Origin of the sequence: Bacteroides intestinalis DSM 17393, assembly GCF_000172175.1 — a bacterium.
GTDB classification, from domain to species: Bacteria; Bacteroidota; Bacteroidia; order Bacteroidales; family Bacteroidaceae; genus Bacteroides; species Bacteroides intestinalis.
In genome coordinates this window covers 111,352-128,692 of sequence record NZ_ABJL02000006.1, presented here as the reverse complement: position 1 = coordinate 128,692, position 17,341 = coordinate 111,352, and the positions used below count along the sequence as shown (strand labels likewise).

Annotated in this window: 9 protein-coding genes; 6 read left to right on the top strand and 3 right to left on the bottom strand. The window is 42.9% G+C overall.

Features of this window, described 5'->3' with window-relative positions:
• The 3 genes from BACINT_RS02565 to BACINT_RS02555 all read left to right on the top strand — a co-directional run bounded on the left by BACINT_RS02565 (position 1) and on the right by BACINT_RS02555 (position 7,215).
• Complete coding sequence (locus tag BACINT_RS02565) at positions 1–903, top strand: bifunctional metallophosphatase/5'-nucleotidase (RefSeq protein WP_007660344.1); 903 nt, start codon at positions 1–3, stop codon at positions 901–903.
• A 29-nt stretch (positions 904–932) separates the two neighbouring features.
• Positions 933–3,935 carry a glycoside hydrolase family 3 N-terminal domain-containing protein gene (locus BACINT_RS02560; RefSeq protein ID WP_007660343.1) on the top strand — a complete coding sequence of 1,001 codons (3,003 nt, stop codon included), beginning with the start codon at positions 933–935 and terminating at the stop codon, positions 3,933–3,935.
• 130 nt (positions 3,936–4,065) lie between these two features.
• Positions 4,066–7,215, top strand: coding sequence for a glycoside hydrolase family 3 N-terminal domain-containing protein (locus BACINT_RS02555; RefSeq protein WP_021967919.1), 3,150 nt, complete (start codon positions 4,066–4,068; stop codon positions 7,213–7,215).
• 117 nt (positions 7,216–7,332) lie between these two features.
• Here BACINT_RS02555 and BACINT_RS02550 read toward each other — a convergent pair whose 3' ends face one another.
• The 3 genes from BACINT_RS02550 to BACINT_RS02540 form a co-directional block, all read right to left on the bottom strand.
• Complete coding sequence (locus BACINT_RS02550) at positions 7,333–7,962, bottom strand: porin family protein (RefSeq protein ID WP_007660341.1); 630 nt, start codon at positions 7,960–7,962, stop codon at positions 7,333–7,335.
• A 40-nt stretch (positions 7,963–8,002) separates the two neighbouring features.
• Positions 8,003–8,635 (bottom strand): DUF4136 domain-containing protein, encoded by a 633-nt coding sequence (locus BACINT_RS02545; RefSeq protein ID WP_007660340.1) that lies wholly within the window; start codon positions 8,633–8,635, stop codon positions 8,003–8,005.
• A gap of 336 nt (positions 8,636–8,971) precedes the next feature.
• Positions 8,972–9,979, bottom strand: a complete 1,008-nt coding sequence (locus BACINT_RS02540) for an aldo/keto reductase (RefSeq protein ID WP_021967920.1) — start codon at positions 9,977–9,979, stop codon at positions 8,972–8,974.
• A gap of 216 nt (positions 9,980–10,195) precedes the next feature.
• Here BACINT_RS02540 and BACINT_RS02535 point away from each other — a divergent pair, with 216 nt between their 5' ends.
• The 3 genes from BACINT_RS02535 (at position 10,196) to BACINT_RS02525 (ending at position 17,325) form a co-directional block, all read left to right on the top strand.
• Positions 10,196–11,083, top strand: a complete 888-nt coding sequence (locus tag BACINT_RS02535) for a helix-turn-helix domain-containing protein (protein WP_007660335.1) — start codon at positions 10,196–10,198, stop codon at positions 11,081–11,083.
• 165 nt (positions 11,084–11,248) lie between these two features.
• Positions 11,249–13,846 carry a beta-glucosidase gene (locus BACINT_RS02530; RefSeq protein ID WP_007660331.1) on the top strand — a complete coding sequence of 866 codons (2,598 nt, stop codon included), beginning with the start codon at positions 11,249–11,251 and terminating at the stop codon, positions 13,844–13,846.
• Between the two features lie 341 nt (positions 13,847–14,187).
• The gene (locus tag BACINT_RS02525; protein ID WP_007660330.1) at positions 14,188–17,325 is read left to right on the top strand and encodes a SusC/RagA family TonB-linked outer membrane protein; all 3,138 of its coding nucleotides are present in this window, start codon (positions 14,188–14,190) and stop codon (positions 17,323–17,325) included.
• The last annotated feature ends 16 nt before the right edge of the window (positions 17,326–17,341 follow it).

The window sequence follows — 17,341 nt, the reverse complement described above, 5'->3', positions numbered from 1 at the left end:
ATGAAACGATATATTCTTTTATTGATGGCAGTTTGCTGCCTATTTTCGATATCCGCACAGCAATCGACTAAAGAGATACCTGTAGAGCCTCTCTGCCTGGTAGCTCCTGACTCTGCCCAGAAAACCAAACAACTGGTGATTCTGCAAACAAGTGATACGCACAGCCGCATTGAACCCATTGCTGTGAATGCTGCCGACCGCTATGCCGGTATGGGTGGAACGGTGCGCCGGGCTACTTTTATTAAGGAAGCGCGTAAAATAAACCCCAACCTGTTACTGTTTGATTGCGGAGATATTTCCCAAGGAACTCCTTACTACAATTTGTTTCAGGGAGAAGTTGAAGTAAAGATGATGAATCTTATGGGCTATGATGCCATGACAATAGGTAATCATGAATTTGATTTCGGCCTGGAAAATATGGCACGTCTGTTCCGCATGGCAAATTTCCCGGTGGTATGTTCCAATTATGATGTGACAGGTACAGTGCTGGAAGGCTTGGTGAAACCCTATACTACCTTTTACCGCAATGGGTTGAAGATAGGTGTATTTGGTCTTGCTCCGAAGATGGAAGGCTTGGTGCAGGCTGATAAATGTGAAGGTGTGGTTTATAATGATCCGATAGAAGCAGCACAGAAAATGGCGGACTTGCTGAAGAATGAGGAAGGTTGTGATGTAGTCATTTGTTTGTCGCACCTCGGTTATCAACTTAAAAATGCTCCTTGTGACGAAGAACTGGCACAGAAAACGAACCATATTGATGCCATTCTGGGCGGACATACTCATACCTTTATGAAGGAACCGGCTGTTTACTTGAATAAAGACGGTCGGAATGTATCGGTGATGCATACCGGGAAAAATGGAATTTATGTTGGTATGTTGAAACTAACACTTGCGGAAGAATAAATATCCCAATCATCTAAATAGTAAAAAAAATGAAGAGACCTATTCTCTTATTGTTTGCTGCCCTTTTGTGGGGGGGCGCAGGATTGCTTCATGCCCAGGCAGAGGCATCTTTTCTCCCTTCAGCGGCAGATGCCCGTTGCAAACAGTGGGTAGATTCTGTATATTCCGGTTTGAATCTGCAGGAAAAAGTAGGACAGTTGATTGTTGCCACCTTTCCTGCCAAAGTGGATAAACAAAAGAAGAAACAGATACGCGATCTGGTTAAGAAATATAAGATAGGAGGTCTGCTGTTTGCTGAAGGTACACCGGAAGAGCAGGCTATACTGACGAATATTGCCCAGAAGAATTCTAAAGTTCCCGTTATGATTACTTTCGATGGTGAGTGGGGACTCTCTATGCGCCTGGAAGGTACGCCTTATTTCCCGAAGAATGCTGCACTTGGCTGTATTGAAGACAACCATCTGATTTATGAATACGGGCGTGAAGTGGCACGGGAATTTCGTGAGCTGGGTGTTCATGTGAATTTTGCACCGGATGCGGATGTCAATACCAATCCTCTGAACCCGGTAATCCATGTACGTTCTTTCGGGGAAGACCCGAAGAAGGTGGCTGAAAAGGTGGTCGCTTATAGTCGTGGACTGGAAAGTGGCGGTGTGTTGTCCGTGAGCAAACACTTCCCCGGACACGGAGATACGGATGTGGACTCGCATAAAGGATTACCGTCACTATGTTATAACCGCGAACGCCTGGATAGTGTGGAACTGTATCCTTTTAAGGAAATGATACGTGCCGGCTTGGGTGGGGTGATGGTTGGTCATCTGCAGGTACCTGTGCTGGAACCGGATGCTATCACGGCTTCTTCACTTTCCGGAAATGTGGTGACCGGATTATTGAAAAATGAAATGGGCTTTCAGGGATTGGTGTTTACGGATGCACTGGATATGAAGGGAGTTTCATCTGTGCCCCAAGTTACTACAAAAGCCTTGCTTGCAGGAAATGATATGGTGCTGGTGCAGTATAATACTGAAAATGCTGTGCAGGAGGTCCTGAATGCGGTGAAAGACGGTGTTCTTTCGGAGAAGGTTGTAGAAGAGAAATGTCGTAAGATACTTACTTATAAATATCTGTTGGGTTTACGTCAGCCGCGTCCGCAGTTGCAGGTTAGCGGAATGAGTTATCGTATCCATACAGATGAAGCCAAGGCACTGGTAACGCGACTTCGCCAGGCTGCTGTTACGGTGCTGGGTAATCATTTTGGAGTATTACCGTTGACACCTGTCGGCGACACTCCGATTGCACTGTTGAGTGTGGTCGAAGGTAAAGACAGCATCTTCATTGCTGAGATGAAGAAATTATCACCTGTTCCTGTAGAGTGTTTTCATTTGACGGGGGAGATGGGTGAAGATGAGCGCCGTGAATTGGCACGCAAACTGGCGAATTATCGTCGGGTTGTAATCAGCATATCAGGTAAAGATACAGATGCACTTGCTTATGCCGATTTTCTGGCAGGATTGAATTTACCCGCCCCCATAATATATGTTTTCTTTACGTCCTATCGTGCTATGCAACCTTTAGTTCCTGCTTTGAATCAGGCCAGTGCTGTGGTGTTGGGACATTCGTCGGAAGCGGATATTCAGCAATATGTAGCGGGTGTGATATTTGCTAAAGTCCCTGCTCAGGGAAAGCTTTCCATGAGCATCGGTAATCTCTATCAGGCTGGTGAGGGAAGTGTGATTACTCCGGGGATGAAGCCGGGACGTATTATTCCTGAAGATTTGGGAATGAAGTCTAATGAGTTGCACCGTATCGATGCGATTGTCAAGGGCGGATTGGCTGCCGGAGCCTATCCCGGTTGTCAGGTGCTGGTGTTGAAAGATGGTCAGACGGTATATGATAAGTGTTTCGGTACTCATTCAGATAAAGACACCACTGCTGTACGCCCTACAGATATGTTCGACCTTGCTTCTTTGACGAAAACTACTGCAACACTGCTTGCCGTGATGAAACTGTATGATACGGGTAAGTTGAAGCTGACGGATAAAGTGTCCCAGTATTTGCCGATCTTGCGGAATACTAATAAGAAGAATATTACAATAAAGGATTTGCTTCTTCATGAGTCCGGTCTGCCTCCTTATATTCGTTTCTATCTGGAGGCCATCGACCCGAATTCGGTGCATGGCCCGTATGCTCAAAGTTGGGTGGATGAGTGGCATCGCACGCAGGTCAGTGAACATAGCTATTATTGTTCAAGCTTTAAGTTTAAGAAAAGCTTGGTAGCTGAAAAAGAATCATCTGCTTACAACTTGCATGTAGCTGACAGAATGTGGCTGAACAAGAGTTTTAAGAATACCATCTTGCAAAAGATTGCCCGGTGTGATATGGACAGCAAGCGGTATGTGTACAGTGATCTTGGCTTTATCCTGTTGCAGCAGGTGGTAGAGGCTATAGTTAAGTTGCCAATGGACCTTTATCTGGCTAAAGAGTTTTATGCACCTATGGGATTGCAGCGTACCATGTATTTGCCTTTATTAAGGTACTCCAAACAAGAGATTATGCCTACGGCCGCGAATGATTTCCTGCGCCGTCAGGATTTATGCGGCTATGTGCACGATGAGACTGCCGCTTGTATGGGTGGCATTTCCGGTAATGCAGGTTTGTTCTCTACAGCTACGGAAGTTGCGAAGATATACCAGATGATGCTGAATGGGGGAGAATGGAATGGCAAACGTTATTTGAGTGAGGCGACTTGCCGTTTGTTCACTACGGAGGCCTCTGCCATCAGTCGCAGAGGATTGGGTTTTGACAAACCTAATTTGAAGGATTTGAAGAACAGTCCTTGTGCTCCTTCGGCTACCAATACCGTTTACGGACATACCGGTTTTACGGGTACCTGTGCCTGGGTGGATCCTGAACATGGAACGGTGTATGTTTTCCTCAGCAACCGTCTGTGTCCCAATGTGTGGAATACAAAACTGACTGAGATGAATATCCGTACCAATATACAGGAAGCGATTTATAAAAGCCTGAAATAGTCTGGGTATAGAAATACAGGAGACACGGAAAATACAGTGTTTTTTACTAATTAGTCCAAAAAACTCTGTATTTTCCGTGTCTTTGTGTTCGAAATACTATAACTTTGGTAGCCTTAATGCATAAATGATGATGAAAAAACTATTCCTATTCTTTTTGATGATATACAGTTGTTGTCTCCGCTTTGATGCTCAGGCGCATCATCTGCCGGTGCCACAATCTCCTGTACCTTCTGTTGAACCTATTATGATACGATCTGTTTCCAATGATGAACGATGTCGGCAGTGGGTGGATTCGGTACTCAACAGGATGAATCTGAGAGAACGTATCGGACAATTATTCATTTATACTATTGCTCCTCAGCAAGATAAGGCAAACCGGGATTTGCTACGTAAAGTTGTGGATGGCTACAAAGTGGGCGGCCTGCTTTTTTCCGGTGGATTGATGGAAAACCAGGCGATACTGACCAATGAAGCACAGAAGATGGCAGATGTTCCGTTGATGATAACCTTTGACGGCGAATGGGGACTTTCCATGCGCTTGCGAGGTACACCAGTATTTCCCCGAAATATGATTCTGGGCTGCATACAAAACGACAGTCTGCTTTATGAATATGGTCGCGAGATGGCCCGGCAATGTCGGGAACTTGGTGTGCAGGTTAACTTTGCTCCGGTGGCGGATGTGAATATCAACCCGAAGAACCCGGTTATCAATACCCGTTCGTTTGGAGAAAGTCCTGCTAATGTGGCCGATAAAGTAATAGCCTATGCCCGTGGACTGGAAGAAGGTGGCGTACTTTCCGTGAGCAAGCATTTTCCAGGTCATGGTGATACGGATGTGGACTCGCATCATTCGTTGCCGAAGTTGACATTTTCTCGTGCACGTTTGGATAGCGTGGAGTTATATCCGTTTAAGAAAGCCATTCAGGCCGGGCTATCCGGTATGATGGTGGGACATTTGGAGGTGCCGATACTTGAATCGAAACGAGGGGTGCCTTCTTCACTTTCCCGTAGTGTAGTGCATGATTTGCTGACACAAGAGATGAAGTTTCAGGGGCTGGTATTTACGGATGCATTGGCTATGAAAGGTGTTTCTGCCAATAACACGAGTATTTGCCTGCAAGCTTTGAAAGCAGGGCATGATTTGCTGCTTGTGCCCCGACGGATTAAGGAAGAAGTAGATGCTATACTGGATGCCGTGAAAAACGGTGAACTGACGGAAGCGGAGATTGAAGCAAAGTGCCGGAAGGTACTTACTTATAAATATGCTCTCGGCCTATCAAAGAAACCTTTTGTTCGCCTTTCGGGGTTAAGTAATCGTATTAATACGGCGCACACTCGTGATTTGATACGGCGCCTGAACCAGGAGGCGATTACCGTATTGAAGAATAAAAACGATGTGCTTCCGTTGGATGTAGATACCCGGGAAGTGGCTGTGCTCAATGTAGGTGATGCAAAAGAAATACAACCGTTCCTGAAGGAGCTTTCCGGATTTATTAATCCTGTTGGTTCAAAAGGAGTACCTGCCGTTTTTCAATTGAAAAAAGAGCTACCGGTGGCTGCACGTAAGCAGTTGCGTGATTCACTGTCACAGTATAAACGTATCCTTGTTTGTGTGACGGAACATCGCTTGGCGCCTTATCAGGCCTTCTTTGGGGAATTTGTTCCTGATATTCCAACAGCTTATCTGCTTTTTATACCCGGTAAGCAAATGTTGCAGATACGCCGTGCGGTATCGGCTGCTAATGCTGTAGTACTTGCACATTCATCGAATGATGATGTACAGTGTCAGGTAGCCAGAATACTATATGCCGATGCAACGGCAAACGGACGCCTGTCGGCAAGTATCAGTGACTTGTTTACTACGGGAGATGGACGGACCATTACTCCGAAAACACCGCTTCACTTTGTGCCTGATGAACATGGTATGAACTCCCGTCTGTTGACTCGCATTGATGAAATAGCGAAAGAAGGCATTAAAGAAGGAGCTTATCCCGGTTGTCAGATTGTGATATTGAAAGACGGAAAGGAAATGTATAATAAAGCTTTCGGAACACATACTTGGCTGGGTGCTACGGGTGCTTCTGTCAAAAAATTCTCTACGACCAATATCCCCGGCGCTACTTTACCGGTATCTCCGACGGATGTTTATGATCTGGCTTCGCTGACAAAGACTACGGCAACATTGCTCGCTGTTATGAAGCTGTATGATAAAGGACGTTTGAATCTTACCGATCGTGTGTCAGACTATCTGCCTTGGTTGCAAGATACGGATAAAAAAGATATCACAGTCCGCCAGTTGTTGTTGCATGAATCCGGATTACCTTCCACATTGTTGTTTTATCAGGAAGCTATCGATAAAGAAAGCTATGCAGGAACTCTTTTCAAAGCAAAACCGGATGCTGCACATTCTGTACAGATAGGGGTTCGTACCTGGGCTAATCCGAAATTTAAGTTCCAGAAAGGGTTGACTTCTAAAGTGCGGACGGCAGAGCATACCTTACAAGTTGCCGATAGCTTATGGCTGAATCGTTCCTTTAGAGAAATCTATCAACAAACGATTGTGAAGGCACCGTTGCGCGATCGCCGTTATCGGTATAGCTGTGTAGGTTTCATCCTGTTGCAGCAATTGGTTGAGGCGCGTACGGGCATGTCGATGGATGCTTTTTTGGAGCAGGAGTTTTATGCTCCGATGGGGTTGAAACGTACGGGGTATTTGCCATTGAAGGGTGCAGCTACGGCAGGAACAGCATATGCAGGCATTGTATCTGGTAAGCATACTCCTATACCGAAAGCGGAAATCATACCTTCTTCGGTGGATCCATTCTTGCGGAAGACGGTTCTTCAGGGCTTCGTGCATGATGAGTCGGCAGCTTTCCAAGGCGGTGTATCAGGGAATGCCGGTCTATTCTCCAATGCAACGGAAGTGGCTCAAATTTATCAAATGTTGTTGAATGGGGGAGAGTTGGATGGTAAGCGTTATTTGAGTCCGGAAACTTGTCGTGTATTTACTACTACTGTATCTCGCATCAGTCGTCGTGGTCTGGGATTCGATAAACCTGACCGGCAGAATCTGGCAAAGAGTCCTTGTGCTACGGCTACGCCTGCCACTGTTTATGGGCATACCGGATTTACAGGAACTTGTGCCTGGGTTGATCCGACGAATGGGCTGGTTTACGTTTTCCTTTGCAATCGTATCTATCCGGATGTATGGAATACGAAGCTGATGAAGATGGATATCCGTACACGAATACAGGAGGTGGTGTATCAGGCGTTAAAATAGCTATATATAGAAGAAGGGAATAGCCCCCCGCTCACGCGGCCGGTTATTCCCTTTTTCACGTCTTGAAACAATCAATTAATACCAGTCAAACTTATCTGTGTTGCAATGCAAATTATGTTAGAATGCAATACCCAGACGCAGACCGAAATTGCTTAAACCGTCTACACTATAAGTGAACAGGTCGCCCTTGTTCGTGCCATAGCTATAGTAAGCGGCAATGTGCAACCCCGGACCATAAGCCCATGGGTAAATGTTGAGACCAATTTCCGGTGATACATAGAAGCCCCAGGTACTCTTGTTTGCTTCATAAACATTGAAAGTTGATTTCATTTCAGCGTATTGAGGACCTACCTTCACACCAACGTAAGGTTGGAAAGCGCTACCGCGGTCGAAAGTATAACGACCTGCCAGACCGAAAGGTAACTGGAACAATGTATGCTGTTGGTCGGTATTGATGCTACCGCCTTCACCTACCGGAAGTGTTTGGCGTCCGAAGTATTCGTGATTGCTATGATAAGCCAGGAAAGCACCGAGAGCAAAGTTTGGAGTGACGTAGTAACCACCTTCGAAGCTCATACCCCATCCGCTGGCTTTATCAGCGAAATGGTTGCTCAGGGGGAAGTTGAATTGCCAATCGATATTGGCATAACCGTTATCGGTCAATTGTGCCTTTGCCGGCATGGCGAAGACGAGAGCCAGAGCGGCGATCGCCAGTACTCTCATAGAAATATATTTTATTGTTTTCATACTTGTTATTGTTTTAAACGACTTAACTACTTACTGCTAATTATTTATTAGTCAGATATGAAGATTGAGCATAAGCTTGGTTTACGCCTTCAACAGCCAGTTTGGTATTTACAGATGTGGAACCGCTAAGCAATCCGCTCATATAGCTTGTCCAGAGTACGGGCAGCTTTTCTTTTTCGCCTTGTGTGGCTTCCAGATTTAGGAGCTCGGTAATGAATGACCCCGTGCTATAAGTATAAGTCACAGCATACGGATAGTACCATCCGCCCCAGTTACCCCAGTAAGGTGCATCCCAGTAACCTGGATAGTTCCACCACCATTCGGGACGTCCGTAGTCATTAAAATAGTAAGTGCTCTTGATGTAGCTGACCTGTAAACCGAGATTGGCTTCTTCACGGTCGTCTACGCGGACAAAGCCACGGTTATTCATATTGGTAGCATAGGCTTGCAGAATTTCCTGAGCGCTTTCATCTTTCCAATATTCGGCTTCTTTCTTATCGCCGATGACAAGAATGCTGTCCGGCATGTAGTACGTTTGGAAAGCTTTGAAATCGGCTTTCGAGTCATAATTAGTATAAACCAGATATTTGTTGTCCAGCTTATCCGTGTCAGGGTCTTTTTCGCAGGCTGCGAAAGTTAAGACCACCAATAATAGGGGAATTAATTTCTTCATACTTTTATAATGTTTAGGTTATATATAAAAAATCCTGCCCTGGTACCTCAGGCTTTTGGTACATGAACAAGATAAAAAATAAAAGGTTCAGAAAGGGGTGTGTTAAAATTGTATTCTTGGTGAAGAAAGTCTTAAAAAAGTGAGCTTTTGGGATAGAATACTGGTTCGTATCTTATTGGAAATTAATGTTCTGGAGTTTCCTGCCTGTGGGAACGCCTGTTTTTTCACGTAGGAATTGTAATTTCACGAGCGTTCCCTTTCGTGGAAACGCTCGTTACTCTTAAAAGGAACTGATTTACCTGCCTGCAGCCGATAAAACAAGTCCTTATTATCAGTTTATTTCAGACTATCTATCTGATTGATCTTTTCTAATTCTTCTGCTGTGAATTTCGTATTTTTGATGCTTTGCAGATTGTCATCCAACTGTGCTACAGAGCTTGCTCCGATAATGACTGAGGTAACCATGTCATCTTTCAGTAACCATGCCAGAGCCATTTCAGCAAGAGTTTGTCCGCGTTGCGTGGCAACTTCGTTCAGGGCTTTTATCTTCTTCAGCGTTTCGTCAGTCAATGCCTCTTTTTTCAGGAACCCACCTTTGGCAATGCGTGAGTCTTCGGGAATACCGTTCAGGTAACGGTTTGTCAATAGACCTTGTGCCAGAGGAGAGAAAGCAATGAAGCCTGTACCGTTTTCCTTAGCTTGTTGCAGGATACCTTCTTCTTCCGGTTCGCGGTTAAAAATGTTATATCTTCCCTGATAAAGCAGGCAATGCACATCTCTTTCTGCCAGGTAACGGTAGGCAAATTCGGCTGCTGCTTTCGGATATTTTGAGATACCGACGTACAGGGCCTTGCCTTGCCGCACAATATCTACGAGGGCTTGCAGAGTCTCTTCCAACGGAGTTTCCGGGTCATAGCGGTGCGAGTAGAAGATGTCTACATAATCCAGATTCATGCGTCGCAGGCTCTGATTAAGGCTGGTCATCAAGTATTTTCTGGATCCCCATTCGCCGTAAGGACCGGGCCACATATCATGTCCTGCTTTCGTGGAAATGAACAGTTCGTCACGATAAGGCATGAACGATTTCTTCATGATCATTCCGAAAGTTTCTTCTGCCGAACCGTAGGATGGACCGTAGTTGTTGGCAAGGTCGAAATGGGTAATCCCTTTGTCGAAAGCGTAGTGTGCCATTGCCTGTGAATTAGCGAAAGTATTGACGTCGCCGAAGTTGTGCCACAAACCTAATGATATTTCGGGCAGCAATATGCCGCTTCGTCCACAACGGCGATACTTCATACCGTTGTCGTACCGACTGCTGTCGGGAGAGTAAATGGGGTTTATCATTGCTATTAAGTTTAAGTGAGAATACAAAAGTAAGTGATTTTATCGGAAAAGAACAGATTGTACTGTCGAAAAGTATAGCAAAGTACAGAGGATTTCTTAGTGAAAGATGTCGGAATAGGAGCGTTGTGAAGATTGTAAATAAAATCAGGCTTATTAATTATTGTATTAATAAAGAATGATTATATTTGCAATATGATACTTTTTTAACCAGTCAATATGGAAAGCTCAAATTACATTATGAGGGAAATTACTCCCTTGTCCGATCGCGATTGTTTTTATATTGCCGATCGTCGTAAGACAGAATTTACTTATCCTATTCATTGTCATGCTGAGTTTGAACTCAACTTTACAGAGCATGCGGCCGGTGTCCGCCGTGTGGTAGGAGATTCCGCCGAAGTTATCGGAGATTATGATCTGGTGTTGATAACCGGCAAAGAGTTGGAACATGTGTGGGAACAGCATGAATGTGACTCTAAAGAAATCCGTGAGATTACAATTCAGTTCTCGCCCGACTTGTTTTTCAAGAACTTTATGAATAAGAACCAGTTCGATAGTATTCGTTGTATGCTGGAGAAAGCTCAGTGCGGCATTAGTTTCCCTATGCAGGCCATTATGAAAGTATATAATTGGTTGGATCGACTGGCTTCGGAGGAACAAGGTTTTTATGCAGTGATGCATTTCTTGAGAATACTTTATGAGCTATCGCAATATGATGATGCGAAAGTATTGTCCAGTTCTTCTTTTGCTAAAATAGAAACTTTCTCAGATAGTCGTCGCGTGCAAAGAGTGCAGAAGTATATTGCCGATCATTATCAGGAGGATATTCGCTTGAATACTTTGGCGGATATGGTGGGTATGACACCTGTTTCATTCAGCCGTTTTTTCCGGTTGCGTACGGGGAAGACACTTTCTGATTATATCATTGATATCCGTCTTGGCTTTGCTACACGTTTGCTGGTGGACTCTGCACATACGATTGCTGAGATATGTTATGACTGTGGTTTTAATAACTTGTCCAATTTCAACCGGATATTTAAACGGAAGAAGGATTGTTCGCCGAAAGAGTTCCGGGAGAATTATAGAAAGAAGAAGATAGTGATCTGATTTTGAACTTTTAGTATTTGGCATATCGTTTGTCTTACTCTTAAAAGAGGTATTTCCCTACTCAACGAAGAATTGTACAATGAAAGGATAAAATAATATCAGTTGGAGTATTAGGATATCGCTACATTTGCAAATAGAAAAACATATTCTAATCTATTGGAAAATATGCAAGCGAGAAAGTCTTTATTAGTTGGAGCATTTATATTAGCAAATATTTCATTGAAGGCCCAGGACAATGGTGGATGTGATGACTGTCCGGCTTTCAATGCAAGTGGAAAAGTGGAAGTGCGTGGAGTGAAGGAGCGAATTATTGGCAATTTATCTCAACCTATATCTGCACGTGTAGAGAATCTCATCAGCAAGATGACACTTGAAGAAAAGGTGGCTCAGCTTTCTAATGAAACAGATAGCATACCGCGCCTGAATCTCCCCTCATATAATTATTGGAATGAATGCCTGCATGGAGTGGCTCGTGCGGGTGAAGTGACTGTGTTTCCACAAGCTATTAATCTGGCTTCTACCTGGGATACATTATTAATTAAGAAAGTAGCTTCTGCCATCTCTACAGAGGCTCGCCTGAAATATTTGGAAATAGGAAAGGGGCTTACTTATTGGTCTCCTACTATTAATATGGCTCGTGATCCCCGCTGGGGACGGAATGAGGAAACTTATGGTGAGGACCCTTATTTAACTTCCCGCTTGGGAGTAGCTTTTGTGAAGGGATTACAGGGAGATCATCCCGATTATCTGAAGACGGTCGCTACAATAAAACATTTTGTTGCCAATAACCAAGAAAATGACCGTTTCTCCAGTTCTTCACAGATACCCACCAAGCAGTTGTATGAATATTATTTTCCGGCTTATGAGGCATGCGTAAAGGAAGCGGATGCGCAATCTGTAATGACTGCTTATAATGCCTTTAACGGAGTGGCTCCGAGTGGCTCAACCTGGCTTTTAGGAGATGTTCTGAGAAAAGAGTGGGGATTTGACGGATTTGTTGTTTCTGATTGTGGAGCTATTGGAGTCATGAACTGGCAGCACCGGGTTGTAAACTCATTGGAGGAAGCTGCTGCTTTAGGTATCAATAGTGGTTGTGATTTGGAATGTGGGGGAACCTATCGCGAGAAACTGGTAGCAGCTGTAAAGATGGGATTGGTTTCAGAACAAGCTATTGATAAGGCTTTGACTCGCGTATTAACAGCACGTTTTAAATTAGGTGAATTCGACCCTATTGAACTTGTTCCCTATAATCATTATGATAAAAAGTTACTTGCAGGAGAAAAATTTGGGAAGCTAGCTTATGAAGCTGCGGTTAAATCCATCGTACTTTTAAAGAATGACAATGATTTCTTGCCTGTAGATAAGAAGAAGATACGTTCTGTAGCTATCGTCGGTCCATTTGCTGATAATAATTATCTGGGCGGATATAGTGGGAAACCTGTTCATAACGTTTCTTTGCTTCAGGGTGTTAAAGATTTAGTAGGTAAAAAAGTGAAGGTTTCATACATGGAAGGCACTTCCGTGATTTCTCCGGTTGGTTCGGAGTATTTGGTAGCTTCTGATGGGGTGAGCCAGGGACTTACTGCTGACTATATAAGTGGGCACAATCTGAGTAATATCCCTTTGTTTTCAAGAATTGATAAGACTGTGGGTTTTGACTGGGGAGATGGTACGCCGGATGAACGCTTAACTAAAAATAATTATTCTGTCAGATGGAGTGGATATCTGAAAGCTCCGGTAAGTGGCAAACATACTATTGGTATGTATGCGGATGGTGGAGTGCGTATTTGGTTGAATGATCGTTTAGTTTTGGATAAATGGAATGCTCGTGGTTTACAGTTTTATTCTGTAGAAGCTCCGTTTGAGGCAGGCCGAAAAATGCCAGTTAAAATAGAATATATAAATAAGACGGGGGCTGCTGCTTGTATGTTGGTTTCTGATTTTGGAAATTCAGATCAAATAGATAAGGTGAAAGAATTTGTATCCGGGGCGGATTTAGTATTGGTTGCTTTGGGGAATGATGAAAAGTTGGCTCGTGAAAATCGTGACCTGCCTTCCATTTATTTACCTATGACACAGGAATTGCTGCTAAAAGAAATCTATAAAGTGAATCCTCGTACTGCCTTGATACTCCACACGGGAAATCCGTTAACTTCAAAATGGGCTGCAGAAAATGTCCCTGCTATTCTTCAAGCTTGGTATCCGGGACAAGAGGGAGGTAAGGCTTTGGCTGGCATTTTGTTTGGTTCAGAAAATCCGTCGGGTAAGTTACCGATGACTATTTATGAATCGGAAGAGCAGTTGCCGGATATTTTGGATTATGATATTTGGAAAGGGCGTACCTATCAATATTTGTCAAGTAAGCCTCTTTACGGATTCGGACACGGTTTAAGTTATTCGAACTTTGAGTATACACATTTGCAAAGTGATGATGTGGTTCGCCCGGATGGTACTTTGCAATGTTCTATTGAAATTAAAAATATAAGTGATGTAGCAGGAGAAGAAGTTGTTCAGGTATATATTTCCCGTGAAAATACTCCGGTTTATACTTTCCCGTTAAAGAAATTGGTGGCTTTTGCGAGAGTGGACCTGAAACCGGGTGAAAGTAAAACGGTTACTTTTACAATTGCTCCCCGCCAGCTTTCTATATGGCAGGAAGGAATATGGAAGATGCTTCCGGGGAAATATTCCTTGTTTGTGGGAAGTGGTCAGGAAGGACTATCTAAAGGAATAAATAGGAATTTTGAAATAAGGGTAGAATAAGGTTAGTTGAGTCAGGATATAGGTGCTTTTTTAGGGGAAAAGATTGTTTTAATGGATAGTTTATAGTCTGTGATATGATGCTTTTTTATTCTTATATTGGGATAATATAATATAGGAATACTTTTCTTGAAATGTATTAATTTAACTTTTAACTATGTTAGGTAAAAACTCTTCAACTCGTTTTATATAACGTGTTTGAATGGGGTATGCCTTCTGATCAGATACTTATTGCATAGTGTCGAAATAGTATTAGTTAATGATAAAATTGTACTTGTTTATCATAGAGACGGCAGCTATATTTGCAGTGTTGAAGAATTTATTATTTTAAATCAGTGTTATATATGAAAAACATTATGTTGTTTCTGATGGCGCTCTTAATGAGTAGTCATGTGATGGCTCAGGAATCCATCGTTACCGGTACTATTACTGATGCTAACGATGGTTCTCCATTGATTGGAGCCAATGTGTTGGTTAAGGATGCCGGGGTAGGTTCCATTGCTGATACGGAAGGTCGGTATAGCGTGAATGTTCCTAAAGGGAAAAATGTGCTGGTCTTCTCATGTATAGGTTATAAGGAACAAACGATAACCTTGAAACCTGGACAGAGAACTCTGAATGTAAGAATGGCAGAGGACACGGAATTACTTGATGAAGTCGTGGTAGTTGGTTACGGTACGATGAAGAAAAGTGATTTAACGGGATCGGTCACCAGTATTAAGAGTGATGAGTTGATGAAAACCAATCCGATCAGTATCAATCAAAGCTTGCAGGGGCGTATTGCCGGTGTACAGGTTAATCAGAACGATGGTGCTCCGGGAGCAGGTGTAAGTATTCAGATCCGTGGTGCAAACTCATTCTCTACATCTACAGAACCGCTTTATATTGTGGATGGTATTCCTTTCACAACAAGTGGTACTCCGGGAACCGGTAAAGATGGTATGCTCCAAACTACCAATCCGCTTTCTGCCATCAATCCGGCAGATATTGAATCTATTGAAATCCTGAAAGATGCTTCTGCTACTGCTATCTATGGCTCACGTGGTGCCAACGGTGTTGTACTGATTACGACAAAACGTGGTGCTAAGGGCAAAGATAATATTAGTTTCAGCGCTAATTTCGGAATCTCAAAAGTGGTGAAGAAGATGGATATGCTGGATGGTTATACGTATGCTAAATATCGTAATGAGGCTGCGGAGATGTTTAATAAGTATGATGGGGCAAATGAAAAAATACCTTATCCGGGAACATCCACTGTTGATCCGGCTACAGGAGAAGCGGTATACTCTCCGGGACCGGACGATTACAGAACTGGTAAGTATCCAAGTGTGAATTGGCAGGATGAAGTGTTTGAAACAGCTCTTTCTCAGGAATATAACTTGAGTGTTAGTGGTTCCAGTGATAAAGGGTACTATGCAATTTCCGGTAACATATTGGATCAGGAAGGTATTATTAACAACTCTGGTTATAAACGTTATACATTCCGTGCAAATGTAGCTCGTAAAGTACATGAGTGGATTGAAATCGGAACTAATATGAGCTTCACCAATTCATTGAATAAGTTGGCAAAGACAAACTCTGTAAGTGATGGTATTATTCGTGGAACTTTGTTTTATCCAGCTACTGCTCCTTTGGATGATGAAACGAATAATGCTCAGTTGAATTGGTTCTCTTCCAATCCGTATGTTTATACGCGTGCAGCAAAAGATGAACTGACTACTAATACATTCTTCTCTTCTTCTTATCTGGAGATAACTCCGATTAAAGATTTAAAACTCCGTCAGAATGTAGGTTTCTCTTATAATGGAAACGAACGTAATGTGTATTATAATCGTGAGACTGTGGAGGGTAAGGATCCGGTGAACGGCTATGCTTCTAAAGCTGATAACTGGGCAAAGAATCTGGTACTCGAAACAATGGCTACTTATAACAAAGAGTTTAATAAGAATCACTCTTTGAATGCAGTGGTTGCTTTCTCTTATGAAAAAGGTGATTATGGTAATAAAGCCATGACTGCCACCGGTTTTCCGCAAGATATAACAGAAGATTATGATATGAGTGCAGCCGTTAATCCGGGTAAGCCGACCAGTGGGCGCGGCATGACTTCTTTGGTTTCTTTCCTGGGACGTGCCAATTATAGTTTAATGAACAAATATCTGTTCACTGCTTCTTTCCGTCGCGATGGTTCCAGTAAGTTTGCTCCTGGTAATAAATGGTCGAACTTTGCATCAGGTGCTATTGCATGGCGTGCCTCGGAAGAAGAATTTATTAAGAGACTGAATATCTTCAGTAACCTGAAAGTACGTGCAAGTTATGGTCAGACAGGTAATCAGGCTATTGGTGCTTATGCTACACGCGATTATTTGACTGTGGCCAATTATCCTATTAATGGTGCGCTTGCCAGTGGTTTTGCCAACCTAACCTGGAGAGGTCCGGCAAATCCGGATTTAAAATGGGAAACAACCAGCCAATATAATGTGGGTGTGGATATGGGATTCTTTAAGAACAGAGTAAACTTAACAGTTGATCTTTATTATAAGAAGACATCAGACTTGTTGCAGAATATACAGATTCCTCAAAGTACAGGCTTTTCTAACATGACTACGAACTTTGGTAATGTAACCAATAAGGGGCTTGAAATCTCCGGTAAGTTCTATGCAGTGGCAACAAAGGATTTTAATTGGGATTTCGATGCAAATATCTCTTTCAACCGTAATAAGATTAGTGGACTTCCTGGTGACCAGTTTGCACAAGGATGGAGTAAAGCTGATAATGTTTTCTTGCAACGTAATGGATTGCCGATCGGTACAATTTATGGTTTTGTAGAAGACGGATTCTATGATAACATTGCAGAGGTGAGATCAGATCCTTTCTATGCCAATGAATCGGATGCTGTATGTAAAGCTATGATTGGTGAAGTGAAATATAAGGACCTTGATGGTGTAGCCGGTATTACAAACGCTGACCGCCAGATTATTGGAGATACCAATCCTGATTTTACATTTGGTATGACGCATAATTTCTCTTATAAGAACTTCTCTTTGAGTTTCTTCCTGCAAGGATGTGTGGGAGGTGATATTTTCAATGCTAACTTGATGGAAGTAACAATGAGCGGTATCGGTAATATTCCACAAGAAATGTATAATACCCGGTGGACTCCAGAAAACAGAGCGATTGCGAAATGGCCGAAAGCTTATGCTGGTTATGGTAGAACTATGAAATTGTCTGATCGTTATGTAGAAGACGGATCTTACCTCAGAATGAAAAATATTAATTTGGGTTATAAATGGATACCTTCATTTAAAGGGATAGAATCAGTGAATCTATATGTTTCTGTAAGCAATGTATTTACAATCTCCGGTTATAGTTGGTTTGACCCGGATGTAAACTCTTTCGGTAGCGATTCTTCACGTCGTGGAGTGGATATGTTCTCTTATCCAAGCAGCCGTACTTTTTCATTCGGTTTGCAATGTACATTCTAACGTTTAATTCAATTCA